The 25061-nt window shown below is 63.0% G+C and carries 24 protein-coding genes and 2 pseudogenes; 14 read left to right on the top strand and 12 right to left on the bottom strand.

The window, feature by feature from the left end; all coding sequences use genetic code 11:
- The first annotated feature begins 61 nt into the window (after window positions 1–61).
- Complete coding sequence (locus tag AB4Z51_RS26930) at window positions 62–1153, top strand: LLM class flavin-dependent oxidoreductase (protein WP_441268403.1); 1092 nt, start codon at window positions 62–64, stop codon at window positions 1151–1153.
- Between the two features lie 13 nt (window positions 1154–1166).
- Here the strand turns inward: AB4Z51_RS26930 and AB4Z51_RS26935 are convergent.
- A pseudogene (locus tag AB4Z51_RS26935) lies at window positions 1167–2502 on the bottom strand (LLM class flavin-dependent oxidoreductase).
- On the opposite strand from AB4Z51_RS26935, the gene AB4Z51_RS26940 reads away from it, so the two are divergent.
- Genes AB4Z51_RS26940 through nikE form a run of 5 tightly spaced genes read left to right on the top strand, consistent with a single transcriptional unit; the run spans window position 2461 to window position 7973 of the window.
- On the top strand, window positions 2461–2838 hold the full coding sequence (locus tag AB4Z51_RS26940; RefSeq protein ID WP_439035790.1) for a hypothetical protein: 378 nt from the start codon (window positions 2461–2463) through the stop codon (window positions 2836–2838). The pseudogene AB4Z51_RS26935 and the gene AB4Z51_RS26940 overlap by 42 nt on opposite strands.
- Window positions 2825–4435 carry an ABC transporter substrate-binding protein gene (locus tag AB4Z51_RS26945; protein WP_441498341.1) on the top strand — a complete coding sequence of 537 codons (1611 nt, stop codon included), beginning with the start codon at window positions 2825–2827 and terminating at the stop codon, window positions 4433–4435. The genes AB4Z51_RS26940 and AB4Z51_RS26945 overlap by 14 nt, the downstream gene beginning before the upstream one ends.
- 3 nt (window positions 4436–4438) lie before the next feature.
- Entirely contained in the window at window positions 4439–5356 is a 918-nt protein-coding gene (locus AB4Z51_RS26950) for an ABC transporter permease (RefSeq protein WP_439034508.1), read from the top strand.
- Complete coding sequence (locus AB4Z51_RS26955) at window positions 5353–6267, top strand: ABC transporter permease (protein ID WP_439034509.1); 915 nt, start codon at window positions 5353–5355, stop codon at window positions 6265–6267. The genes AB4Z51_RS26950 and AB4Z51_RS26955 overlap by 4 nt, the downstream gene beginning before the upstream one ends.
- The gene (gene nikE, locus AB4Z51_RS26960; protein ID WP_441498342.1) at window positions 6264–7973 is read left to right on the top strand and encodes a nickel ABC transporter ATP-binding protein NikE; all 1710 of its coding nucleotides are present in this window, start codon (window positions 6264–6266) and stop codon (window positions 7971–7973) included. Before AB4Z51_RS26955 ends, nikE begins: the two co-directional genes overlap by 4 nt.
- An 8-nt stretch (window positions 7974–7981) precedes the next feature.
- Here nikE and AB4Z51_RS26965 read toward each other — a convergent pair whose 3' ends face one another.
- Together AB4Z51_RS26965 and AB4Z51_RS26970 are read right to left on the bottom strand one after the other, a co-directional pair.
- On the bottom strand, window positions 7982–8947 hold the full coding sequence (locus AB4Z51_RS26965; RefSeq protein WP_439034511.1) for an aliphatic sulfonate ABC transporter substrate-binding protein: 966 nt from the start codon (window positions 8945–8947) through the stop codon (window positions 7982–7984).
- A 210-nt stretch (window positions 8948–9157) separates the two neighbouring features.
- Window positions 9158–10780 carry an MFS transporter gene (locus AB4Z51_RS26970; protein ID WP_441498343.1) on the bottom strand — a complete coding sequence of 541 codons (1623 nt, stop codon included), beginning with the start codon at window positions 10778–10780 and terminating at the stop codon, window positions 9158–9160.
- Window positions 10781–10910: 130 nt separating this feature from the next.
- Between AB4Z51_RS26970 and AB4Z51_RS26975 the strand changes: the two genes are divergently transcribed.
- The gene (locus AB4Z51_RS26975) at window positions 10911–11765 is read left to right on the top strand and encodes a LysR family transcriptional regulator (protein WP_085404155.1); all 855 of its coding nucleotides are present in this window, start codon (window positions 10911–10913) and stop codon (window positions 11763–11765) included.
- A gap of 12 nt (window positions 11766–11777) precedes the next feature.
- On the opposite strand, the gene AB4Z51_RS26980 is transcribed toward AB4Z51_RS26975, so the two are convergent.
- A complete protein-coding gene (locus AB4Z51_RS26980) occupies window positions 11778–13184 on the bottom strand; it encodes an LLM class flavin-dependent oxidoreductase (RefSeq protein WP_441498344.1) in 1407 nt (468 codons plus the stop codon).
- A gap of 250 nt (window positions 13185–13434) precedes the next feature.
- On the opposite strand from AB4Z51_RS26980, the gene AB4Z51_RS26985 reads away from it, so the two are divergent.
- The 7 genes and pseudogenes from AB4Z51_RS26985 to AB4Z51_RS27015 all read left to right on the top strand — a co-directional run.
- A complete protein-coding gene (locus AB4Z51_RS26985; RefSeq protein WP_085404153.1) occupies window positions 13435–14754 on the top strand; it encodes an O-acetylhomoserine aminocarboxypropyltransferase/cysteine synthase family protein in 1320 nt (439 codons plus the stop codon).
- A 35-nt stretch (window positions 14755–14789) separates the two neighbouring features.
- Complete coding sequence (locus AB4Z51_RS26990; RefSeq protein WP_085404210.1) at window positions 14790–15587, top strand: MetQ/NlpA family ABC transporter substrate-binding protein; 798 nt, start codon at window positions 14790–14792, stop codon at window positions 15585–15587.
- A 29-nt stretch (window positions 15588–15616) separates the two neighbouring features.
- Complete coding sequence (locus tag AB4Z51_RS26995) at window positions 15617–15862, top strand: hypothetical protein (protein WP_085404152.1); 246 nt, start codon at window positions 15617–15619, stop codon at window positions 15860–15862.
- Window positions 15863–15903: 41 nt separating this feature from the next.
- Window positions 15904–16686 (top strand): MetQ/NlpA family ABC transporter substrate-binding protein, encoded by a 783-nt coding sequence (locus tag AB4Z51_RS27000; protein ID WP_085404151.1) that lies wholly within the window; start codon window positions 15904–15906, stop codon window positions 16684–16686.
- Window positions 16687–16710: 24 nt separating this feature from the next.
- On the top strand, window positions 16711–18339 hold the full coding sequence (locus tag AB4Z51_RS27005; protein WP_441498345.1) for an FAD-dependent oxidoreductase: 1629 nt from the start codon (window positions 16711–16713) through the stop codon (window positions 18337–18339).
- Window positions 18336–18656, top strand: a complete 321-nt coding sequence (locus AB4Z51_RS27010) for a 4Fe-4S binding protein (RefSeq protein ID WP_439034518.1) — start codon at window positions 18336–18338, stop codon at window positions 18654–18656. Before AB4Z51_RS27005 ends, AB4Z51_RS27010 begins: the two co-directional genes overlap by 4 nt.
- A gap of 28 nt (window positions 18657–18684) precedes the next feature.
- Window positions 18685–18825: pseudogene (locus AB4Z51_RS27015) on the top strand (DUF3088 family protein); the annotation flags it as partial.
- Window positions 18826–19086: 261 nt separating this feature from the next.
- Here the strand turns inward: AB4Z51_RS27015 and AB4Z51_RS27020 are convergent.
- The 8 genes from AB4Z51_RS27020 to AB4Z51_RS27055 form a co-directional block, all read right to left on the bottom strand.
- Window positions 19087–19527 carry a hypothetical protein gene (locus AB4Z51_RS27020; protein WP_081369286.1) on the bottom strand — a complete coding sequence of 147 codons (441 nt, stop codon included), beginning with the start codon at window positions 19525–19527 and terminating at the stop codon, window positions 19087–19089.
- A 155-nt stretch (window positions 19528–19682) separates the two neighbouring features.
- Complete coding sequence (locus tag AB4Z51_RS27025) at window positions 19683–19883, bottom strand: hypothetical protein (RefSeq protein ID WP_166352105.1); 201 nt, start codon at window positions 19881–19883, stop codon at window positions 19683–19685.
- A 130-nt stretch (window positions 19884–20013) separates the two neighbouring features.
- On the bottom strand, window positions 20014–20778 hold the full coding sequence (locus tag AB4Z51_RS27030; RefSeq protein ID WP_441498346.1) for an outer membrane protein: 765 nt from the start codon (window positions 20776–20778) through the stop codon (window positions 20014–20016).
- Window positions 20779–21070: 292 nt separating this feature from the next.
- The gene (locus tag AB4Z51_RS27035; RefSeq protein ID WP_256376419.1) at window positions 21071–21193 is read right to left on the bottom strand and encodes a hypothetical protein; all 123 of its coding nucleotides are present in this window, start codon (window positions 21191–21193) and stop codon (window positions 21071–21073) included.
- A gap of 121 nt (window positions 21194–21314) precedes the next feature.
- Window positions 21315–21542, bottom strand: coding sequence for a hypothetical protein (locus tag AB4Z51_RS27040; RefSeq protein ID WP_144030837.1), 228 nt, complete (start codon window positions 21540–21542; stop codon window positions 21315–21317).
- A 4-nt stretch (window positions 21543–21546) separates the two neighbouring features.
- Window positions 21547–22266, bottom strand: coding sequence for a response regulator (locus tag AB4Z51_RS27045; protein WP_441498347.1), 720 nt, complete (start codon window positions 22264–22266; stop codon window positions 21547–21549).
- Window positions 22259–23860 carry a sensor histidine kinase gene (locus AB4Z51_RS27050; RefSeq protein WP_439037279.1) on the bottom strand — a complete coding sequence of 534 codons (1602 nt, stop codon included), beginning with the start codon at window positions 23858–23860 and terminating at the stop codon, window positions 22259–22261. The genes AB4Z51_RS27045 and AB4Z51_RS27050 overlap by 8 nt, the downstream gene beginning before the upstream one ends.
- A gap of 437 nt (window positions 23861–24297) precedes the next feature.
- Window positions 24298–24873: a hypothetical protein gene (locus AB4Z51_RS27055; protein ID WP_441498348.1), complete on the bottom strand. Its 576-nt coding sequence runs from the start codon at window positions 24871–24873 to the stop codon at window positions 24298–24300.
- Window positions 24874–25061: the final 188 nt, after the last annotated feature.

Genomic DNA, 25061 nt, shown 5'->3' on the forward strand with positions numbered 1-25061 from the left:
GGCCTTGGCGAGAACAGGCGACGATCGAGAACTTGACGAGAGAAAGTCACAGGAGAGCACGATGGCGACTGCACCTCTTCGCTTCGGCATTTGGGCGCTGGTGCATGGGCCGCGCGCGGCGCATCAGGATCCCGAAGAGCCCTATGATGCGTCCTGGGAGCGCAATCGCGATCTCATCCTTGCAGCCGAAGAGCTCGGTTATGATTCAACGCTGATCGCGCAGCACACCATCAACCCGCATCAGGAAGACCTCGATCAGCTCGAGGCCTGGAGTGCCGCGGCAGCGATCGCGGCGCTGACCAAGCGCATCGAGATCATTGCTGCGATCAAGCCCTATCTCTATCACCCCGTGGTGCTGGCGAAGCTCGCACTCGGGATCGAGAACATCAGCGGTGGCCGGTTTGCGATCAATCTGGTCAATGCCTGGAACCGTCCCGAACTGGAGAAGGCCGGGATCGGCTTCCCGGACCATGACGCTCGCTATGCCTACGGCCGCGAGTGGATATCTGTCGTCTCGCGCCTCATGGAAGGCGAACGTCTCAATTATGCGGGCGAGCATTTCAACGTCACGGACTATGCCCTGCGCCCGACCAGCCTGTATCGCAAGCGTCCGGCCATCTATGTCGGCGGTGAGTCCGAGCCGGCGCGCGGCCTCGTTGCAGGCCATGGCGACGTCTGGTTTATCAATGGCCAGCCGCTGGAGGATGTGGCCGGGTTGATTGCCGATGTCGCAGTGCGCCCGCGCGATGCCGCGCCGCCGCTCCGTTTCGGCTTGTCGGCCTTCGTCGTCGCACGCGAAACCCGGGAGCTGGCGCAGGCCGCTTACGAGCGGTTGCTGAGCCTCGCCGCAAAGGATGCGCCGATGAAGGCGATCCAGAAGCACAACACCGACCCCAAGGTCGTGATGATGCAGACCATGCAGAAGACGCCGCGCGTTGGCAGCAATGGCGGTACCGCCGCGGGGCTGGTCGGGAGCTATGACGAGGTGGCGGAGCGCATCGAGGCGTTCCATGCGGCCGGCATCGAGCTCTTCATGCTGCAATTCCAGCCGTTCGAGGCCGAGATGCGGCGATTTGCACTCGACGTAATTCCGCGCGTGCGGGCCAGGCGATCGGCCAAGCCCGCCGACGGGCGGGCTCGATCTCTGGGATAGATAGTCGGGACAGCTAGGCTGATGCGACCTCCAGCGACCGCTTCGCATATCGGCTCACTGGTCGCTGCAGGCCAAGATGATCGCGCAGCGTCGAGCCGGCGTACTCGGTGCGGAACAGCCCGCGACTCTGTAGGATGGGCACGACGGTATCGACGAAGGTCTCCAGACCGGACGGCAGTACGTCTGGCATGAGGTTGAAACCGTCGGCGGCACCCGCCTTGAACCAAGCCTCGATGTCGTCGGCGATCTGCTCCGGCGTGCCGACGATGATGCGATGTCCGACGCCGCCTCCGAGCGCGCGGATCAGCTGTCGGACTGTGAGATTGCCACGCCGTGCGATATTCACGGTGCCTTGGAACATGGTGTGGTTGGCATTGACCGGAAGCGGCAGGGGATCCGGCAGGGGCTTGTCGAGCTCGAGGAGGGTAGGGTCGATCTGAAGCGTGCCGGCCAACCGCGCCAGGCTGTATTCGATCGGCACCAGTTCCCAGAGCTCGTCCTGTCGCCGCTTGGCTTCGGCCTCGGTGCTGCCGATGACGGTGGCGAGCCCGGGCAGAATCACGATCGCCGGAACGACGATAGGACGCGGCGCGTGCGCGCAGATCGCGCGCATACGCGACGCCTTCCTCGATGCTCTGCGCCAGCGTGAATACGGCTTCTGCATAGGCTGCCGCGAAATCGCGCCCGTCATTCGAGCCACCCGCCTGCACCGTGACCGGTCGCCCCTGTGGTGAGCGTGGGACGTTCAGCGGTCCTGCCACCGAGTAATGCGGGCCGCGGTGCGCGATCGGGTGCACTTTCGACGTATCAACAAATCGCGCGCTCGCCTTGTCGCCCACAAAGGCGTCGTCCTCCCAGCTGTCGAACAATGCGTGGACGACTTCCGTGAACTCCTTGGCGCGTTCGTAGCGTGCCTTGTGTTCCGTTACCGACGACAGACCGAAATTGCGGCCTGAAGCGGCATCTGCCGTGGTGACCGCGTTCCATCCCGAGCGGCCGCCGCTGGCGTGGTCGAGCGTCACGAAACGGCGTGCGATGTTGTAGGGCTCGTTGTAGGTCGTCGACACCGTTCCAATCAGACCGACGTGCCTGGTCGTTGCGGCAACTGTTGCCAGCACGATGGTCGGCTCCATCGACGTGAACGACCGGTAGTCGATGCGGTCGTTCACGGCTGGCGAGTCCGCCAGAAAGATTGCGTCAAACTTGCCGCGCTCGGCAATCTGAGCCACGCGCACATAATGACCGAGATCGAAGAAGGCGCGTGGATCGCTGTCGGGCAGTCGCCAGGCTGACGGATATACGCCGGAGTGAAGCAGGTTGACGTTCAGGTGCAATTGGCGTGGCGACATGGGGATTCCAAAGGTCAGCTGGTTGTCGGGTCACGATGCGCAACGATCGTGCAGCATCGAATTGTCGGATTGGCGTTCGATGTCGTCGATTTCATCCACCGTCGGCGTGAGGGCTCGAATAATTTTTCAAACTTCATGTGCAGCCGTCGTCGCGACCGTTTGCATGTTGCGTTTGCGCGCGACGACGAATTACATCGCGATGCAACAAGAGATAACGCCTCGTGCAGATCGGATGAAGCGCGAACGTACGTCATCCTTCAATTGATGATGTTCGATGCGCCGATTGCAGGGGCAACAGCAGAAACGATTGCGAGTGACGCGGATGAAGAAGAATAATTTGCTGGTGAGCGGCGTGGCGATTGCCTTGCTTGCGTCGAATGTAGCGTATGCCGAAGACAAGCCGGTTTCCGGAGGCGCGTTGCGGTGGGGCGTGACGACCGAGCCATCATGCTTCGATCCGCATTATTCGTCACAGCAGGCCGCGTTCTTCGTGGCCCGCAATTACATCGACTCGCTGATCGCGAAGAAGGCGGATGGCACGTTCGCACCCTGGCTTGCGACCGAGTGGTCGATTTCGACCGACGGCAAGGAATACACATACAAACTGAGGGAAGACGTCGTCTTCCACGACGGCGAGAAGTTCGACGCTGCAGCGGTCAAGGCCAACTACGATTTCGTCAAGAAGCCCGAGAACGCGGTCACCGCGGTCTCGCTGCTCCAGGCCTACGATCGTGCCGAAGTGGTCTCGCCCTATGTGGTCAAACTGGTGTTGTCGACGCCGGATTCGAGTTTCCTGGAGTCGACCTCGAATGCGAAGCTCGGCCTGATCTCGCCGAAATCGCTGGCGAAKGGTGATCTCTGCGGAGGTGGACGCGGGTTGGCCGGCACCGGACCGTTCGTGTTCGAGAGCTACACGCGCGGCCAGTCCGCGGTGTTCGCGCGCAACGCGGCCTATAATTGGGCGCCTGGCAATGCCGCGCATAACGGACCTGCTCATCTGGACCGCGTCACTCTCCGCTTCCTCCCCGAATATGCCGTTCGCACGGGCGCATTGACCTCGGGGCAGGTGGATCTGATCGAGGGCGTGCAGCCGACCGATGCGCCGCTGTTCGCGGAGCAGCCGGGCTTCAAGCTGCTGACCGGCCCGTCCGGCGCCAGCACGTCCTTCACCTTCAACATCAACTACACGCGCCCGCCGGCGGACGATGTTCGCGTGCGCCGCGCGCTGCGCGACGGTTTCGATCTGGAGCCGATCGTGAAGCAGGTCTATCTCGGCACCGTGCCGCGCGCCTGGTCGATCATCGGCCCGGCCAATCCCGCCTATAACAAGGCACTGGTCGGTTCCTGGGGCAACGACATTGCTGGCGCCAACAAGCTGCTCGACGAAGCCGGCTGGACTGGCCGCGATTCCGAAGGCTTCCGCACCAAGGACGGCAAGCGCCTCTCGATCGAGGTCGGCTATCCGCAGCCCTATGTGCGCGACAATCGCGACATCCTTATCCAGGGCGTCCAGGCGGCGTTGCGCAAGAATGTCGGCCTCGATCTCAACCTGCGCCTGATCACGGCGGGCGAATACGCCAAGAACAACGCCAACGGCACCTGGGTGATCTATCCCAATACGGACAATCCGTCCGATCCTGCCCGCGAGCTCTGCGACATGCTGGGATCGAAGGGCTTCCTCTATTCCAACATTCCCAATCCAGACCAGGAGATCACGAGCCAGATCGACGAGTCGTTGCGGACGACCGATCCCGTCCGCAAGCGGCAGCTCACCGACGCGATTCAGAAGCGGGGTGTGGACCAGGCCTTCATCGTGCCGTTGTTCGCGCCGAGCTGGTTCCTGGCGGCGAAGAGCAACGTCAACGGTCTGGGCTTCGAGGCCGGCCTCGACTCGCCGTCCAGCGCCTACGATTTCTGGATCGCGAAGAAGTAGGCCATGTGGTCTCGCATCGTCTCCAGGCTGTTCACCAGCCTGGTGGTGGCCTGGGCGAGCGTGACAGCAACGTTTCTCGCGTTGCATGCGCTGCCCGGCCGCATTCAGGACATCCTCGCCGGTGACGTCGAATATCCCGGTCTCCGTGAGGCGATCGCAGCCGAATGGGGCCTCGATCGCTCGTTGCCCGAGCAATACGTCGAGTTCTTGTCGCGCATCCTCCGCGGCGATTTCGGCACGTCCTATGTGCTGCGCCAGCCGGTGATCGAGGTCGTCGGATCGCAGCTTCTGCCGACCGTCGAGCTTGCGCTCACGGCCGGCGTGCTTGCGATCGTGATTGCCGGCTTCATCGCGCTGCTAACTGCGGGGCGAGGGCGGTTCTCGCGCGAGCTGACCTCGTTCGTCGAACTGGTGTTCGCCTCGACGCCCGTCTTCTGGCTCGGCATCCTCCTGCTGATGGCATTCTCGTTCAATCTGCGCTGGTTTCCAGTATCGGGCGCGGAGGGGTGGAATTCCCTCGTGCTGCCGGCGATCACCCTGGCATTGCCGACCGCCGGCCTGCTGACGCAGGTTCTGCGTGAAGCCATGGAGAAGACGCTCGACCAGCCCTTCGTGACGACCGTGCGGTCGCGCGGCGTCGGCGAACTCGTCATTCGCTGGCGTCACGTGTTGCGGCACGCTCTTTTGCCGGCGGTGACGCTAGGCGGTTGGCTGATCGGCGGCCTGCTCGGTGGTGCGGTCATCACCGAGAAGGTGTTCGGCCGGCCAGGCCTCGGCACGGTAACGTTGGGCGCGGTGCTGACCCACGACGTACCGGTCGTGCTCACCGTCGTGCTGCTCGCAGCCTTCATCCACGTTGCCGCGTCCACGCTGCTCGACATCCTCTATGTGCTGATCGACCCGAGATTGAGGGCCCAATGACCGCGCCGTCGCATCGCTCCTTCGACACGGCCGTACCGCTCGAGGCCCCGCAAGACCTCGTTGGCTTCGAGGCGTCACATTCTCTGGCTGCAATCGCTGTTCGGCGCCGTCTGCCGTTCGGGCTCGTCCTGTCCTTCGTCTTCGTCGCGTTCCTGATCGCGGCGTCGATCGCGCCTTCGCTGTTCACGCACTTCGATCCGCTCGTCGGCGATTTCAGCGAGGGCCTGAAGCCGCCGGGCTGGGCGCATCTGTTCGGGACCGATCGGCTCGGCCGCGACGTCTTCGCGCGGACCGTCTTCGGAACGCGCTACTCGCTCCTGATCGGGTTCGGCGGTGTTGCGGTCGGACTCGGAGCAGGCATTGTCCTCGGCATCATCGCGGGCCAGCGCAATCGCATTCTGGATGAGGCCGTGTCGCGCCTGTTCGATATGCTGTCGTCATTTCCCGGCGTGCTGCTCGCCATGCTGATCGTGACCTTCCTCGGCCAAGGCATGCTCAACATCGCCATCGCGGTCGGCATCGCCGGCATCCCGAAATTTGGTCGCGTGGTGCGGGCGCAGACCCAGCTGATACGCGATGCCGATTACGTGACGCAGGCCGCGATCTACGGGTTGAGCCGCTGGCAAGTGTTCATCCGGCACGTCTTACCCAACGTTCTTGTTGCCATCCCGATCATCGCGACCGTCTATATAGGCTCGACGATCCTGATCGTATCCGGCCTGAGCTTCCTCGGGCTCGGACCGCAGCCGCCGACGCCGGAATGGGGCGTGATGCTGGCGGAGAGCCGGGATGTGCTGCGCGTCGCCTGGTGGCCTGGAGTCTTCCCGGGCCTCGCCATCACCGCGACGGTGATCGCCTTCAGCGTGATCGGCAATCACCTACAACAGAGATTTGAAGGGCGGCTCGCATGAGCAGCGAAGGTTCGCAGATAGATCGGGCAGCGCCGATCGTCGAGGTGCAGGGACTGAGCATCGGCTTTGCCGGCGCCAATGGTGGCAAGCCGATCGTTGTTGATTTCGATCTGACGATCAGGCCCGGCGAATGCGTTGCCCTGGTCGGTGAATCCGGGTCGGGCAAGAGCATCACCGCGCGAAGCCTGCTCAATCTCGCCGGCGACGGTGCGAAGACCGCCGTGCACCGGTTCGAGATCAAGGGACGCGACGCTCGCAGCTTCGGCGAAGCCGACTGGCGCAAGCTGCGCGGGACCGTGACCGGGCTCGTCATGCAGGATGCCCTAGTCTCGCTCGATCCCTTGCGCACGATCGGCCAGGAGGTTGCCGAGGTCATTTCGAGCCATCGCATTCTGACCGATGCAGGCGCTATCCGGGACCGGACGCTGCAGACGCTCGGCAAGGTCGGCATTCCCAACCCCGCTGATCGTGCTCTGCAATATGCGCATCAATTGTCCGGTGGCCTGCGCCAGCGCGCGCTGATCGCGTCGGCGATCGCGGCTGACCCCGATCTCATTATCGCGGACGAGCCGACGACCTCGCTCGACGTCACCGTCCAGGCGCAGGTGCTCCAGGTCTTGGCGGAGCGAATCCGGGAGGGGGCGGGTCTCCTGCTCATCAGTCACGATCTCGCGGTGGTCGCCGGCATCGCCGACCGTGTCATCGTGATGYGCGACGGCAGGGTCGTCGACAGTGGGCCGACTCGCGATGTCCTTACCCATCCGCGCCATCCCTATACGCGGCAGTTGATCGCGGCGATTCCGTCGGGGCGGTCGCGCGGGTCCAGGCTCGCGTCGGCGAGGTTCGAGCCCGGTGCGAGCGATGCGACGGCGGTCTCCATCGTGCGGGAGCCCTTGCCGCAGCGACAGGCGGCAGGCGAGGTCGTGCTCGAAGTCAAGGAGATCTCGAAGAGTTTCATTGCGCCGAAAGCCGCCGGACGGGCGAAGTCGGTGGTCCTGCAGGACATCAGCTTCGATGTCAGGGCCGCCGAGGTCGTCGGTATCGTCGGCGAATCCGGCTCGGGAAAATCCACCTGTGCCAAGGTCGTGCTCGGGCTGCTCGACCCGGATGACGGTGAGGTAACATTGCTCGGAGAGCCCTGGTCCTCGGTCGCGGAAGCGGGGCGCCGCCGGCTTCGTCGCAAGCTGCAATACATCCCGCAGGACGCACTTAGCAGCTTCGATCCGCGCTATCGCGTCAGGAACATCATTGCGGAAAATCTTCCGAGCGCCGATAGCCGCATCGCGCGCCTGGACCGGATCGTGTCGCTGCTCGAACTGGTCGGCCTGAGTGCCGATCATCTCGACCGCGTGCCGCGATCATTGTCCGGCGGCCAGCGTCAGCGGGTGTCGATCGCGCGGGCGCTAGCGGCTGAACCCGCCATCATCGTCTGCGACGAGCCGGTCTCGGCGCTCGACATCTGCATCCAGGCCCAGGTGCTCGATCTCCTGGCCGAGCTCCAATCGCGGCTCGGAACGGCGCTGCTGTTCATCTCGCACGATCTCGGCGTCATCGAGCATCTGTGCGACCGCGTGCTGGTCTTCCAGAACGGCCGCATCGTCGAGCAGGGTGGCGCCGAGGCCGTGCTCAGGCAACCGCAGCACGCCTACACAAGGAGCCTGCTGGCATCCGTGCCGGACATCCAGCGTGGCTTGAGCGCGGCCTAAGCTGGAAGTCAGGACCCCTTCGGCGCCCAGATCTTGATCGCCGTGGTATCGATCTTCACGGGGATCAGGCCCTCGGCGTGGAACGCGTCCGCAATGCGCTGCTGCTCGGACAGGCCCGGGCCGGTCACCGCGCCAACCTGATAGGAGCGGTGGCTGTTGGCCTCTTCGACGGTCGCGGCGTCGATACCCCAGAGCCCGGCGAGCAATGTGGCCGCGTCCTTCGGCTGGGCCTTGACCCATTTTCCCGTCTGGGAGAGTTTTGCGAAGATCACGTTGAGCACCTCGGCGTGCTTGTCCGCATACGCGGCCGAAGCGAGATAGTAGCGCTTGTAGCTCGCGAGACCGTTGCTGCCGTCCGTCAGGATGCGGCCCTTTGTCTGGTGCAAGGCGCTGGTCAGGAACGGATCCCAGGCCACCCAGGCATCGACGTTGTTGCTAACGAACGCAGCGCGGCCGTCGGCGGGTGTCAGATAAGCGGGCGTGATGTCCTTGAAGTTGAGTCCGGATTTCGCCAGCGCCGCAAGCAGCAGATAGTGGCTGCCGGCGCCCTTGGTGACGGCGATCTTCTTGCCCTTGAGCTCAGCAATGGTCTTGATAGTTGAAGACTGTGGAACGACGATCGCTTGCGCTGCCGGCGAGGCGGCTTCTTCCGCGATATAGGCGAGCTTGGCGCCAGCGGCCTGCGCGAAGATCGGCACGGTGTCGGCGACGTCCGCGCCGAAATCGATGCTGCCGATGTTGATGGCTTCCAGCAGCGGCAGGCCGCTGCTGAACTCGTGCCACGTGATGGTGACGCCGAGCGGCGCGAGCGCCTTCTCCAGCTCCCCGTTCGTCTTCAGGATCGCCGTTAGTGTCGAGGATTTTTGATAGCCGATGCGGATCTCCTCGGACCTCGCGGGCTGAACGGACGCCACGGCCAAGAAGCCGAGCGCAACCGCGGCAAGGGCTCGCAGGCGGAACGTGAGATGATGCATTTCGGGTATCCTGTTCAACGAAACTGCCTTGCCGTCTCGACGTCTGTTTGGGGAGATTGGACGGCTCACTTTGACGGCAAACGGGTCCGCGTGGCAATTTCGCAGTCGGGCGCAGAAGGGAACGAACATTCTCTCGTGCGTTCGGAATTGAGAATGGAGTTATCGGCGCGGAAAGGATGTTGTCGTAGCGCCCTGCCTGGACGCATCCGATCAGGGCGATGAGCGGGGAACACAGCTTGGCTCATCGCTGTTCTGCGCGGAGCGCTTCCGTGCGGCGTAGCTCTCGCCGGAAATCGCGAAGCTTACCAGCGCCATGATCCAGACGGACAGTCCGCCATAGAGCATCATCAGCCTGAAGCCGTGGATCAGCGCATCTTGCACGGCAGTTTCCGCTGCCGGCAGGAGGCTCAGCTCGGAGAAGTCGGACATGCCTGCGGTGCCGCCGGCGATCCGCTCCGCAAGGTGTTGCAGACGGCCGGCATCGAGCGCACCGGGAAGCGCGCTGCTCAGCCGGGAGGAAATGCCGGCGATCAGGATGAAGCCCATCAAGGCGATGTTGATGGCGAGCGCGATCATGCGGGCGCTCATGTCGATGCCCGATGCCATGCCGGCCCGCGTGCTCGACACCGCACCCGTCGTGACGTTGGTCACCGGCGTGTTGGTGAGGGCGAGGCCGGCGCCAGCAACCAGACATCCGGGCGCCAGCGTCAGCCACGTGACATGCGCGAGGCTGCTGCCAACCCACATCAACATGAAACCAAGGCCGATGACGAACAGGCCGAACGGGATGGCAATGCCGCCGCCGAACCTCAGCAATATCCGTTCGCCGAGCGGCGGAATCACAAGCGTCGGAAGCGTGTAAGTGAGAAGCGCAAGGCCAGCTGCGACGTTGTCGTAACCAAGGGCGCTGCGATAGAAGATCGGTAGGTAGATCATGAAGGGCCAGAAGCTGAAATTCATGCCGGCCGATCCGAGCAGCGCGCCCGAAAAGGCGCGTATCCGGAACACGGAGAAGTCGAACATCGGGCGGGCGCTATGCAACTCCGCCAACACGAAGGCGATGAAGCTCAGAACGGCCGTCGCGGCGACCGTAAGGCCGGTTGGGCCAGTAAAGCCGAAGTCGGGGCCTTCCGTGATATAGAAGGCGACGCAGAACACCGACGTCGAGAGCGTCGCAATGCCTGCGATGTCGAGGTGCTTTGCCTCGGGATCGCGCGACTCCCGCACGCCGTTCACGGCGAGCGCGATCGTGACGATTGCGATGAATGCGTGGATCAGGAACACCCATTGCCAGCCGGAGACCGCGACGATCGTCGCGCCGATGATCGGTCCGAAACCAAGACCGATGCCGAAGATGATCCCCCAGGCGGCGAAGGCGCGTGCGCGCTCGGGGCCTTCCTGGAATTGATGGGAGAGAACCGCGACCTGACAGATCAGCATCGCACCACCGCTCATGCCCTGGAAGAAGCGGCTGACGATGAGGAGGAGCGCGTCTTCCGCCAGGCCGCAGATCAGGGAGGCGAGGCCGAACACGGCGATGCTGACCACGAATACAAGCTTTCTGCCATAGCGATCTGCCAGCGTGCCGGTTGCCATCAGCACCGTCGTGACCGCGATGGTGTAGGCATTCATGATCCATTGCAGCTGCTGGAAGCTGGCGTGCAGCACCGTCTCGAGCGTCGGCAGGATCGTCGGTACGCTGGATATCTCCAGGCCGAACATGAGGGACGCGAGGCACGCTGCGGCCAGGGCGATCGTGTTTCGTCGTGATGATAAGACCGTCAAGGCCGTGACCTCCAAACATGGTGTCGATTGCCAGCACGCATGCGCCATCGCTCGCTCCGGGAGGGATGGGTGTCCCGTGCGCTTAGGCCCGCGTCAGGCTGAGCGAACATAGGGGGCCCTTGACCACAACAAAATCCGATCGATATAGATTTCAGAGACAACAAAGCTGGATGATGGAATGCTCTCGCTCGATGTCGATGCCGTCAGAGCCTTTGTGATGGTGGCCGACCTTCACAGCTTCACGCGCGCCGCCAAGGCTTTGGGGACGACGCAAGGCGCGATCAGCGTCAAGCTGAAGCGGCTCGAGGATCGCATCGGGCATCGGTTGCTCGAGCGGACGCCGCGATCGGTCCGGTTGTCTGCGCAAGGGACGGCCTTTCTGCAGGGCGCGCGGGAGCTGATCGTTGCTCACGAACGCGCGATCGCGGGGCTCAATGCGTCTCCGCGTCACTTCGGACTTGGTATCGCTGCGCATGTCGCCGGGCCGGAAGTCCCAGCCCTGCTGTCACGTCTCCACGCGCACGATCCAAATTTGACCATCGAGGTCCAGCTCGACAATTCGCGCAACCTCCTCGACCTGTTCGACCAGGGACGGCTCGATGCGGCCATCGTCCAGCGCGAGGACGATCGTCGTGATGGCGAGACGCTGGCGCGTGAGCGCTTCGGCTGGTTTGCGGCGCAGGGGTTCGAGCACAGGCCGGGAGAGCCCTTACGTCTGGCTGCGCTGGCTCCGACCTGCGGCGTGCGCAACGTAGCCACGCAGGCGCTGGATGCGGTCGGCATCAAATGGATCGAGGTGTTCCTGGGAGGCGGCTCTTCGGCGGTTCACGCCGCCGTCGTGGCGGGGCTCGCCATCGCGCCGCTGTCGTATCGGATCGCGCCGAGTGGCACGATCGACATCGGCGAGAAGCTTGGGCTTCCCAAGCTGCCGCCGTCCGAGATCGTGCTTCATTCGTCCTTGACCGATCGGCGGTCACGGGCCGCCTTGGGGGCGCTGGCAGCCGCGTTCCGCGAGCATCGCACGCAGGCGTGAGCTCCGTCCTTGCTATTCGGCGGCGTCGGATTGGAGCGCAGTCGTCGAAGGCGCGCGCCGGAAGCTCGCGCCGGGATGTGTCGTGTGCAACCGCGGGCCGCGTCCCGGGAACAGCTTTTCGCGTAGCGCGCCGTCGCGATATGCGGTCTTGTAGACGCCGCGCGATTGCAGCTCCGGCACCACGAGGTCGACGAAGGCGTTCAGCGACTCCGGCGCGACCAGGCGGAACAGGTTGAACCCGTCGACGTCGGTCTCGTCAGCCCAAGCGATCAGCTCGTCGGCGACGTCCTGCGGCGAGCCGACCACGAAGGGCGAGCGGGCGCCGGCGCGGCTCAATCTGGCGAGGTCGCCGACATTGACCGGCCGGTCGCTCCGGACCGTGAAATTCTCGACCATCGACTGGATGGCGTTGCTCTCGACATATTCGATCGGCTGGTCGGGCCGGTAGGTCGAGAAGTCGATGCCGGTCCAGCCCGACAACAAGGCGAGCTGGCCGGTTTGATCGACATGCCGTGCGTAGTCCTCGAGCAGATCATTCGCCTCGGACCGCGTCGGCGCCACGATCACGGTCGCGCCGGCAAACAGGCGGATGTCGTAGGGATCGCGGCCATAGGTCTTGGCCGCTTCTCGAATCTCGCGGACAGCGCGTGCGAGGATTGGCTTGGTCTGACCGTTGAGAAAGATCGCTTCCGAGTGCCGGGCGGCGAAGGCGCGGCCGCGCTTCGAGGTGCCGGCCTGATACAGCAACGGCGTTCGCTGCGGCGAGGGCTCGGCGAGATGGATGCCGTCAACCTTGAAGTAGGGACCATCATGCAGAACCCGGTGAAGCTTGGCGGGATCCGTGAAGACGCGGCTGCCGCGGTCGCGGCGAACCGCATCGTCCTCCCAGCTTCCCTCCCATAGCTTGTAAGCCGCGGTCAAAAAGTCCTCGGCCGCGTCATAGCGCTCGTCATGGGCGCGACCAGCCGGAAGGCCCATCCCACGCGCGCCGCTGTCGAGATAGCCCGTGACGATGTTCCAACCGATCCTGCCCTTGGTGAGATGGTCGAGCGTCGAAAAGGTACGTGCGAGTTGATAGGGATGCTCGAAGGTCAGGTTCGATGTGATGCCGAAGCCGAGATGGCTGGTGACGAGCGCCATGGCGGATACGAGCAGCGTCGGATCCGCGTTCGGAAGCTGCACCGCATGCAGGGCGGCGGTATCGGCCGTGCCGCCATAGACGTCGTAAACGCCGAACACGTCTGCCAGGAAGATGCCATCGAGCAGTCCGCGTTCCGCGGTCCTGGCGTAGTCGACCCAATAATCGAGTGTGTTGTAGTCGATGGACGCATCGCGCGGATGAGACCACAGGCCCGCCCAATTGTGGCTGGGCGCAGTCATGTTGAAAGCGTTAAAGCGCAGCTCGCGCGGTCTCGTCATGGTCGGGCCCAATCGTCAATCGCAAAGAACATCTCTTCGCGTGAGCATTTTTAGCATTCTGCGCGAGCGAGTTTGTTTCCAATTCAGCAAAGGACCGGGAACAAACGCGTTGCGAAGCTGCAATGACGCAGCACGCGCATCGCTATTTTTCAGACACGCTCGACAGCAGCAGAATCCGACCGCATCATTTTCGTCGACAAGCACGGCTTGCCGCGCATGGCGCGCTCTCGAGATCGAAAGGGAATTGCAGATGACCTTGGAGACCCGGAACTTCGAGACGCTGGCGTTGCATGGCGGATCCTACCGCTCCGACCCCGCCACCGGCGCGGTCGCGGTTCCGATCTATCAGACCACGTCGTTCCAGTTCGAGAACGCCGATCACGCCTCGCGCCTGTTCGCACTCGAGCAGCTCGGACCGATCTACACCCGTATCGGCAATCCTACCCAGCAGGCCTTTGAGGATCGGCTTGCTGCACTCGAGGGCGGGGCGGCCGCCCTCGCAGTTGCCTCTGGACAGACGGCTTCCGCCTTCGCGATCTTCAACATTGCCCAGGCCGGCGACAATATCGTGTCCTCGACCGATCTCTACGGCGGCACCTGGACACTGCTATCGCAGACCCTGAAGCAGTTCGGCATCGAAGTGCGCTTTGTCGATCCCGCCGATCCCGAAAACTTCCGTCGCGCGACCGACGCCAAGACGCGCGTCTATTTCGGCGAGACGCTTCCGAATCCCAAGCTGCACGTATTCCCGATCAAGGAGGTCGCGGACATCGGCCGCTCGCTTGGCGTGCCGCTGATCCTCGACAACACGGCGTCGCCGCTGATCGCACGCCCGTTTGAGCATGGCGCTGCGGTGGTGGTCTATTCGACCACGAAGTATATCGGAGGCCACGGCACCGCGATCGGTGGCGCCATCGTCGACGGCGGCAACTTCGACTGGGCCGCGCATGCCGATCGCTTTCCGCTTCTGAACACGCCCGACGAGGCCTACCACGGCGCGATCTGGACTGAGGCCGCGAAGCCGCTTGGCCCGATCGCCTACATCTTGCGAGCCCGCGTCAAGCTGCTGCGCGACCTCGGCGCATCGATCGCGCCGCAGAATGCCTTCCAGTTCATCCAGGGCCTCGAAACCCTGCCGCTGCGCATCCGCCAGCACAACGAGAATGCGGTGAAGGTCGCGAACTTCCTCGCCAAGCACGCCTCGGTCTCGAACGTGATCTTCCCCGGTCTGCAAAACGGAGAGAACCGGCGCAGGGCGGACGCCTATCTGAAGGGCGGCTATGGCGGGCTGGTCGGCTTCGAGCTGAAAGGGGGCGTCGAGGCCGGCCGTCGCTTCGTCGACGCGCTCAAGCTGTTCTATCACGTCGCCAATATCGGCGATGCCAGGTCGTTAGCCATTCATCCTGCATCGACGACGCATCAGCAACTGACCGCAGCCGAGCAGCTCGCCGCCGGGGTCACGCCCGGCTACGTACGCCTGTCGGTGGGGATCGAGCATCCCGACGACATCTTGGCGGATCTCGGTCAGGCGCTCGCACAGGCCGACGTTGGGGCGCGCAAGGCTGCGTAAGGCACATCATCTGAATCGTAATGGGACTTGAGATCATGAAAATTCTTCGTCGCACCGCCCAGGCCGCAGGTCTCTGGCTTGCTCTCACGGCGGCCGCCTTCGCCGGCGAGCCGCTGAAGATCGCGACCAGCGCCGGCCCGGTTGGGCAATTGGCGTCCTTTGCCGCCAAGCTGGCCAAGGAGAAAGGGCAGGACGTCAAGATCGTCGAGCTGTCGGACTGGGTGGCATTGAACGAGGTCGTGAACAGCGGCGATGTCGACGCCAATCTGTTCCAGCATGCAACCTATCTCGCGCTTCAGAATAGGCAACGCGGCTTCAACCTTGTGCAGGTCGACAAGGTCGGCGTCATTGCGCCGGTCGGCCTGTTCTCGAAGAAGATCAAGAAGCTCGACGACATCAAGTCCGGCGACAGCGTCGCCATTCCGAACGAGCCGCTCAACGGCGCACGCGGGCTGATCCTGCTCGAGCGGGCCGAGCTGATCAAGCTGGCGCCCGGTAAGGGCTTCTCGGTCAGCAAGTTCGACATCATCGAGAATCCAAAGAACCTCAAGATCGTCGAGCTCGACCCCGCCCAAACCTATCGGTCGCTCGACGACGTAACATTGGCGCTCGTCAACATCACCTACCTCATTCCGGCCGGCGGGGATCCCAAATCTGCGCTCATCATCGACCGCACCGTTGATGACGGGCTCGTGCTGCGCTTCACGGCCCGGCCCGACAAGAAGGACGATCCGCGCCTGAAGGCATTTATCCAGGTGTTCAACTCGCCGGAAGTGAAGCAGTTCATCGAAGAGAAGATCCCGGCCTTCATCCCGGCGGGGTTCAGCAGCTAGGAGGGCGCCGTCCGTTGGGAAACTGCACCATGATCTATGTCGTCGACGTCAATCAGATGAGCTTTGCCTTCGTGGCGGGAAGCGAGAGGCACGCATCGGAGATTGCAGGCTCGCCGGGGTTTGTGCAGGCTCTGGATCGTTTCTTCCTTCAAGGCTCCAACGGTTCGAGCCATCGTCCGCGTGCTGCGACGGTTCAGGAGCTTGCTCTCTTCAACGACATGTCGTCTGAGTTCGCGGATGCCACGGCGGACGTCCTGGTTGCCCGCGTCGGCTAGACGTCGGAACAGATTATCGCTCGATAAGGAGATCGTAGACCATGAGACGTCGCTTGTTGCTCGTGATGGCCGCCTTTGCACTATTCACCGCGCCGGCCTCCGCGGATCAGAAGATCAAGGTCGGGATATCGGGCGGCGATGCCGAAATCATCTGGGCGAAGGTGAAGGAGATCGCGGCCAAGGACGGCCTCGATGTGCAGGTCGTCGTCTTCAACGATTATCTGTTGCCCAATGCCGTGCTGGATGTCGGCGATCTCGATGCGAATGCCTTCCAGCACAAGCCGTTCCTCGACAACCAGATCAAGACCAGGGGATACAAGATCGTCGCCGTCGGAGAGACGATCGTCGCACCGATCGGGCTCTATTCCCGCAAGGCGAAGTCGGTTGCCGAGATCAAGGAGGGGGCGTCGATCGGCATCCCCAACGATCCGTCGAACGGTGGCCGGGCCCTGCGGCTACTTCAGGCCGAAAAGCTGATCGAGCTCAAGGACGGCGTGGGGATCCTGCCGACCGCGCTCGATGTGGCCGCAAATCCAAAGAAGCTCAGGATCCGTGAAATCGACGCCGCCCAACTGCCGCGCAGCCTGGACGACGTCGATGCTGCGGTCATCAACACCAATTACGCCGTCCCCGCCGGCCTCATTCCCGGCAAGGACTCCATCGCAATCGAATCCTCGGTCAACAATCCCTACAACAACTTCATCGCCGTTCGCGAGAAGGACAAGGATGCGCCCTGGGTCGCGAAGCTGGTGCGTGCCTATCAGAACGATACGGTCCGCCAGACCATCAAGGACAAACTGCCGGGTCAGATACCCGCGTTCTGAACAGATTCAATCCGGAGACGAGCGATGACAAACCCACCTGGCCGTGCCGAGAAGCTATCGAGTTCGGCAGGATCCGTCGTGTTCGATGCGGATGTGCTGGTGCTCGGTGGCGGTCCCGCGGGCACATGGGCCGCAATAAGCGCCGCCGAGCGTGGTGCGCGCGTCGTGCTGACGGATAAGGGGTTTTGCGGCACCTCAGGCGCGACCGCGGCGGCCGGCACCGGTGTCTGGTACGTCGACCCCGCTCCGGAACGCCGCGAGGCCGCGATGGCCAGCCGTGAGAAACTCGGTGGCCACCTCCAGGACCGTCGCTGGATGGCGCGCGTGCTGGACCGGACCTACGCCCAGAGCAACCAGCTCGCCGACTGGGGCTATCCTTATCCTTCGGACGACGACGGCAAGCCGCAGCGGAATTCGCTCCAGGGTCCGGAATACATGCGGCTGATGCGCAAGCGAACGAAGCAAGCCGGCGTCACCATTCTGGATCACTCGCCAGCGCTCGAGCTTTTGGTGGACGAGAACGGCGTGGTGGCCGGCGCCGCAGGCCTGCGACGGCAGAAAGGCGACCGTTGGGTGGTCAATGCGAAGGCCGTGGTGATCGCCACCGGCGGATGCGCGTTCCTTAGCAAGACGTTGGGCTCGAACGTTCTGACTGGCGATGGCTATCTCCTGGCGGCCGAGGCCGGCGCGGAATTCACCAGCATGGAGTTCTCCAACGCCTATGCTATCTCGCCGGCATTCGGCTCCGTGACCAAGACCCTGTTCTACAGCTGGTCGAGCTTCACCGACGAGGAAGGCAGTGTGATCCCAGGGGCGTCATCCAAGGGCGGCCGGTCGATTATTGCTCGGGCGTTGCGCAAGGGCCCGGTGTACGCCCGGCTCGACGAGGCCGACGCCGAGACCCAGCGGCATATGAGGGTATCTCAGCCGAACTTCTTCCTGCCGTTCGACCGGACCGGCCTCGATCCGTTCACGCAGCGTTTTCCGATCACGCTTCGCCTCGAGGGGACCGTCCGCGGCACGGGTGGCCTGCGGATCGTTGACGACAGCTGCGCGACTACCGTTCCCGGTCTCTACGCTGCGGGCGACGCGGCAACCCGCGAGCTGATCTGCGGTGGTTTCACCGGGGGCGGTAGCCACAATGCGGCCTGGGCAATGTCGTCGGGGTATTGGGCCGGTCAGGGCGCCGCCGAATTCGCGCATCAACTGGGCACCACAAGCGGGCGTCAGGCATTTCGGCGCGGCAGCGTTGCGCTGCGCTCCGGCAGTGGGCGACCGCTTCAGGCTGACAAGCTCGCCCGGAACGTTCAGAACGAGGTGTTTCCGTACGAGCTGAACTATTTCCGCGAAGCCGGGCGGCTCAGCGAGGCGTTATGGCGTCTGGACAGCTTCTGGTCTGAGGCATCGAATGCCGACGCGTCAGACGAGCAGGATCTGCTTCGCGCACGTGAGGCCACGGCCATGCTCGCAACGGCGCGCTGGATGTATCGGAGCGCGCTGGCGCGTCAGGAGAGCCGGGGTATGCATCGCCGCGACGACTATCCCCAGCAGGACGACCGCTATCGCCACTACGTGACGACCGGAGGGCTCGACGACGTCTGGACCTCGGCGCGCCCGCTGCGTTCCTCTCAGTACGCGGAGGCCGCGGAATGATCGAGGTCATCGATGTCGAGCGCTGCACGGCGTGCGACATCTGCGTCAACGTGTGCCCCACCAATGTCTTCGACAAGACCGACGACATTCCAAGGATCGCGCGCCAGAGCGATTGCCAAACCTGCTTCCTGTGCGAGCTCTACTGCCCCGAGGACGCGCTGTTCGTCTCGCCATTCGCCGACGCGCCGCAACAGGTCGACGTCGCCGCGTTGAAGGAAGCCGCAGTGCTCGGCAGCTATCGGCGTGCAGTCGGCTGGACCGATGAGAGCCGGCACTTGCGCGATGCGGATCGGAGCTACCGGCTGTTCGGCCATTGAAGTTTCCATCGACTTCGGGAGAACGGACATGACTGGAGATCGCCTGTTCCTGTTGAAGCCCGGATTTGAGGATCCCGAGCGGCCGGGCCGCTTCTTCGTCTGCTCGCACTGCAATGCGATTGAGGGGTTGCTGGCGTCGTTTCTAGGGCTGGCAACACAGATTGAGGTGCTGTGCCTGGGGACACTTTGAAAAGGGAGCGTGAAGTCCGATCGCGGCGCCGATCAGGGAGGAGGACGTTGTCACCAGGCCCAACAAGGCGGCCATGGCGAGGTAGTAGGGCGACGTCATGAGGCTCCCAATACATCGCGATCGTTCGCCGCAACGTGCCTGCTGCAGCATGATGACGTGCGGGATGTAGGAAAGCGAGAGCGCCTGCGGCGTCGCCGCATAGGAAACTCATATGGACGCACTCAGCCGCAGCTCCGCGTTTCAGGCCGCCCGTTTCATCTGGGCAGAATCCTGCCGGTAGGCGGACATCACGAAGCCCTGACGGCATCTGACCCCGGCCTCGATTCGGAAGCCGAGCTGTTCGAGCTTCTTGCGGACCTTGAGCGCGAAGCCCGCCTCGTTCGACTTGATCAGCACCGCGATTGCAGCGGTCGTGCCGAGAGATGGTGCGATCTGGGACAGCGCCATCTCGAACTCACTGAACATGTCTTGCACGGTGATGAGGCCGACGGAAAAGGCCGGCTTACGCAAGAAGATGGAGGGCAGTCCAATTCGGGTGAAGCCGCGCTGGCGCAGCGCCTGATAGAGTTCGGCGCTTCCACGGCCCGCGACGATCGCGCGATTGAGATTCGACAGATGGGTGAGCGAGATCATGGTCTCGACCACCTGGTCGCGATCGGTGAAGGGAGCGGGGTGGAGCACGAAGATACTCCTTACAGTAGGTGCGCGGGCGCACTGGAACGAGAATTTGCCTTGAATGGCGCGACCAATATCGTTCGCGGCCAGTATGATTTCGAGGGGACAGGCAAGCTTATCTCATAGGAACGGCATAGGATCGGGACGAGGTTGAGGTGCGTTCAACGTTCGTTGCGCATGTAGGCGCTTCGTGCCGTCACCGATCTCAGGTCGGGCTCCGCACTGCTGCCTGCACCAGGATGGTTGATCGTTGCCTCCGACAGGCGATGGATGCCGGCGTCAATCTGGCGATCCAAGGCATGAAGAATGACGTGCGCGACGGCGGCCGTCACCAGGATGAGAAGCCAAGAGCGCAAACCCATGAGACTTCCCCATCCCTGGTGGCGTTGCACAGATCGGACAATTGGAGGGCTGGCCTGAACCGGAGCCTCGCTCAAAAAAGGAGCCCCGGACGTGCCGGGGCTCGAGTGGTTGGAGGTTTGCCGAGAGACTTCAGTATTTGGCGACGACAGGGGCATCCCAATGGAATTTGTAGTTGACGCCGACCAGCGCGGTCGAGGCACGCTGCTGGACGTTGATGACTTCACCCGCGCCGCCGCCAGCCAGTGTGAACGCCCGCACGCTGTCGTCGAGGAACCACATGTAGTTATACTCGGCGAAGACCGACCAGTTCGGCGCGAACATCCATTCGGCGCCGATGCCGATGGTCATGCCGGGCTGCATGAAGCTTGCGGACTCGATCAGCGCGCCACCGGGCGCAAAGACCTGGTTGCGTTCCCGAATGAAGGCCGCACCGCCCTTGAGATAGCCGAGGAATTGCGGCGTCCAGAGATAGCCGATGCGGCCGGTCGCGGTGTAGATCTCTTTCAGGTTGTTCGCTTCGGAGAAGGCGGGGAAGTCGGTCAAGGCGTGGCTGCCCTTGATATTGCCGAAATCGAAGCTGCCGCCGACGCCGAACACCAGATTGCCGGTCTGGAAATCGCAACCGACCTGGCCGCCGCCGATCACGCCGCTGTCCTTCTCGCGGCCGTACTCGTTCGGTGCAGCCACGCCGCCGACGTCGAGGGCGCGGGCCGTATTCAGCCGTGTCCAGCCGCCACCGACATTGGCGCCGAGGTAGCAGCCGGTCCAGTTGTAGTGCGGAGCGGCAGCCATTGGCCGCGCCTTCAACGGCAGATCGGCAGCGACTGCGGCGCTCGCCGCGCCGAGCCCGATCAGCACACTTGCGACAACAAGAGATTTCAATCGTCCGTACATTCGAGCCCCCTGCATGGCCATGAGGCCAATTCTTCTTCGGAGATGATGTTAGGGACAGCGCACGGATTCCGCGATGCCGAAAGGGCTGCTTGAGCGCGCAGAGGTCGCTTTTTGCGCGCGCGTTGTACGCTCGCGACATCGCAAAATGCCGAAAAGAATTAAGGAAAAATAGCTTCCGGACTCGCGGAGTGGTTTCGGTAAATTGAGACGCCGGACATGGCCGCGCGATACGTCGAAGGTCGCCTGAGATTGTATCACTGTGTTTGTGCCGATGGTCCGGTGCGCAATCCCGTCAATCCCTGTCGCGCGTTCGCCAGGCGAAGATGATGAAGATTGCGACAACGGCCGCGCCCGCAAGCATCCAGTACTGGGCGTCGATGCCAAAAACGCTAAATGTTTGAATGAGGAAGTCCACGGCACTCGCCCTTTTGTTGGGCAAGCTACGCGGTTCGGGAATGGAAATATATTATTTTTATACGATGGGTGTTCTGCGCGTCGTGCGCAGGCGGGCGGCGCAAGATGTGGGTCCGCCCTGGTCAGAGCGCCGATCGCGAGGCGCGCTCGATGACCAGTCCGTTGAGGAAATCTTCGAGCGCGATGCGTCCGGCCTCGTGTGCGGCCCGGTGCGAGCGAAACCCGGCTTCACGAAGCCTGATGCCCATCGGCTTGCGCTTGCGCCGGATTTCCCAGGACCAATCCTTACATGCATCGCCGGACCAGGACACGACGACGTAAAAGGATCGTCTTGGAGAAGGGCGAAGCATCAACTCACCCGTGCCGCCACCGGCGCGGCGTCCAGACGGTTCTGAAGGCGATAGCCGACACCCGATCGGTCACCAGGAGACGTGGCTGGTTGGGGTCGGCCTCGATCTTCTGGCGAAGCTTGCGCACGAGGATCCGAAGGTACTGGATGTTGTCGCGCTGATTGCCGTTCCAGATATCCTTCAGGAGCTGATCGTGGGTGACGACGAGGCCGACATGCATGGCGAGAACGTGCAGCAGCCGATATTCCTTGCGCGTCAGGCGAACCAGGTTGTTGTTCAGCGAGACCGTACGGGTCACGAGATCGACAGACAGCGGGCCTGCGACCACGACCGGATTTTCCGTCGCCGACTTGAAGTACCGCCGCAAGGCGGCCTCGCTTCGCGCCAGCAGTTCGGCCATGCCGAACGGCTTGACGACGTAATCGTCGGCGCCGGCCTGGAGCAGACGTACCTTCTCGTCCTCGCCGGCAGCGACGGAAAGGATGATGATCGGCACGTTGGACCACGCGCGGATCCGCTCCAGCACCTCCGCGCCGTGAAGATCGGGTAGCGCCAGATCGAGAACGATGAGGTCAGGTGAACTGAAGGTCGCGAGCTTCAACGCCTCGGTGGCGTTTTCGGCCTCGAGCACGGCGAAGCTGTTGAGCTCGAAGCCGGCGCGGAGGAAGCGCCTGATCTTCGGTTCGTCGTCGATCAGGAGAACGACGTTTGCGGGCTTACTCATCTGTCAGCGTGATCGGTTCGGAGGTGGATGGCTCGAGCGCGGGCAGGGAGATCGATACTGTTGTTCCCTGTCCTTGGCCGCGGCTATGAACCGTGATCATGCCCTCATTGGCCTGGATGAAGGTCGAGGCGATCCAGAAGCCGAGGCCCGACCCCGGCACCGACGCCTGATGTCGCGCGCTTCGAAAGGATCGCTGCCCAAGCTTTTGCTGTTCATCGGCGGTGATACCAACGCCCTGATCGGACACGACGACGTGCACGCGATGGGGCTCGCAACGCACGTCCACGGTGATCGTCGAACCGGACGGCGAGTATTTCGCGGCGTTCTCCAGGATCTGCCCGCAAGCCTCCTCCACCAGGCCCGAGTCGACGTGGAGCAGCGGAAGATCATCTGCGAAAGTTGCCTCTATCCGATGCGCCGAAAGCCGTCGCGCGCGGCGCGTGATGGCGCCGTGGACGATATCCCTCGGGTCCGCCCATTCGCGGCGCGGACTCAGTCCGCCCGCGGCGACGCGAGTCGCGCTGAGCAGGTTGCTGATATAGCCGTCGAGATGGCTCGCCTCGTCAGAGATCGCCTCGACCAGCGCTTGTATGCGCGCGTCCCCACATATGGCTGGAATGGTCTCCAGCACGCTCGCCGAACCCTGGATCGCCGCGAGCGGCGTGCAAAGCTCGTGCGACAGTGTTCCATGGAAGGCGTCGCGTAACATTTGCGCCTGCAGGCGCAATCGCGCGCTCTCCATCACCTTGCCGATGTCGAGGCGCTGCAGCGTCAGCGCGGTCTCGTCGAGGATTGATTGGATCCGTCGAGTCCGCCGTTCAATCGCTGGCTGGGAACCCAGACCGATATTGACCGCGATCACGCCGTGAATAGCGGAATCYGACGAGATCGCCCTGAGCAGCCAGATCTCGCCGCGCTGCTCGTCGACGATGGTCCGCAACCCTGGACCCGCTCCGGAATTCATCGCTGCCGCAGTTGCCTGCACTGAAAGTGGCGCGAAGCGGGACTCAGGCGGTTCGAAATGCCCGTCCGCGGTCGTCACGAACAGAGTTGCCGCGTGACCGAAGGCGACCTCGAAATGTTGACGGATGGCGGAAATCAAGTCCGCGACCGTAAAACAGGAGGCGAGACGACGCGAGAAGTCATAGAGCGCATGCATCTCCTTCTCGCGCTGTCGCAACGTGTCCGTTTCCTTGCGCAGCCGCGAGGCCAGATTGCTGCTGACCAGCGCAACGATCAGGAACAGCAGGAGATCGACCGCCTCCTGCGGGTTGTCGACGCGAAAGCTGTAAAGAGGTTCGAAGAAGAAGAAATCCGCGGCTGCCGTGCCCGTGATCGATGCCGTCATTGCCGGCCAGACGCCCCATCGAGTCGCAGCATACATGACTGGAACGAGGTAGGCGATCGGGACCAGGCTTGACGCCAAGGTCGTGCTGAGTGCGAACAGCGCGGTGGTGACCAGTCCGATGCTCAGAACCGACAGCAACACCGGGATCACGTTGCGCCACACGACGACACGCAGCGACGCGACCTCATCCAGGGCCGGTATCCCCGAGGATGGCAATTTGGAATCGGTCTGCCGCACGCTCGTCATCGAAAACATGCGGCCCAGAGGTGGATGAAGAATCAAAGTACGTACATGCCCTTGCCGACGGCGACATCGAAAGATCCGGCTCCGGCCGCGTCGGCCGCAACGGATCAATGGTCAAACAAGACCCGATCGGACAATGTTCGGAAATTCGATGGTTATCGGCATGCGTCGACCAACGGCGCGCACCAGAACCCGTTCAATGTCGTGATGCAGACTCTTCGATGTCGTCAACTACCCGGCGAAGGAACGATGTTCCAGATCGACGTAGAAAATCTATGATGTTGGGAGTGGTTCAACATAAAAAAGAAATAGCCGCAGCCTCCGTAGTTCTACGGAAAAGGTTCGCTCCAGACTCCGCGTCAGGCGAAGTCGGGTTCTGATTCCCTCAACGATCGTACCGGGCCTCAGGGCAACGCCGCGATTCGTGGCGGTGAGGCGTCTTATGCCTGCCGGACCAAGCTCGCATATTGCAGGGCGCGCTTCTCGCCGAGAAGCTCCGGCCTAGATGCCCGGTAAAGGCCGGCTTCGTCGGCCGAGCGGGTCTGAGGCAGCGCAAGGGCCGCGACCGCCGCGGCGCTGATCTGCTTGGGCGGATAGAGATAGAAGTCCATCAGCGGCATATGCGGCCCGTGCGCACTCTGTTTCAGGACGTCACGCGCGGTCTCGCCGGCGACCGGATAGATCGCGCTCCATCCGGCGAAGCTGCTCGCCAGAATCTCCAGGGAGAGAATCGTGGTCGCGATCTGCACGAAGCCGTCATTGGCCTTCTTCGAGCTGCGGGTCGTCGAGGCTCGGCGCAGGATTCGGCGAAGCTCAGTGTGCCGTTCGATCAGCGGGCCCAAGCGAAAGTGCCAAAGCATATTGGGCAACGAGGCGAAGCCGTGAACCTCGTGATACGATTCGATCAAGCTGCAACATTGCCGCGTCAGGTCCTTCGGCAGGAAGCCGAGGTCGAACGCGACACTGTCCGCTGTTGTGTTGTCGCTGGCGCGCGCTGCACAAGTCACGGCTTCCATGATCAAACCTCGCGAAGCAAATTTGCCTACGTGGCGAGCTTAGCACTACTTTGGCAGATTTTTGATTTTGTCGCGTTTTATAGGATTCCCGAATCAATTTTTCAATGATTCATGGGTGGTCGGCTCTTGGAGGGCTGACCATGCCGGGATGGGAAGACGAACTTGAACGCTGGCTGATGCCGTTCTTG

Origin of the sequence: Bradyrhizobium sp. 2TAF36 (assembly GCF_052114925.1) — a bacterium.
In the GTDB taxonomy this organism is placed as follows: Bacteria; Pseudomonadota; Alphaproteobacteria; order Rhizobiales; family Xanthobacteraceae; genus Bradyrhizobium; species Bradyrhizobium barranii.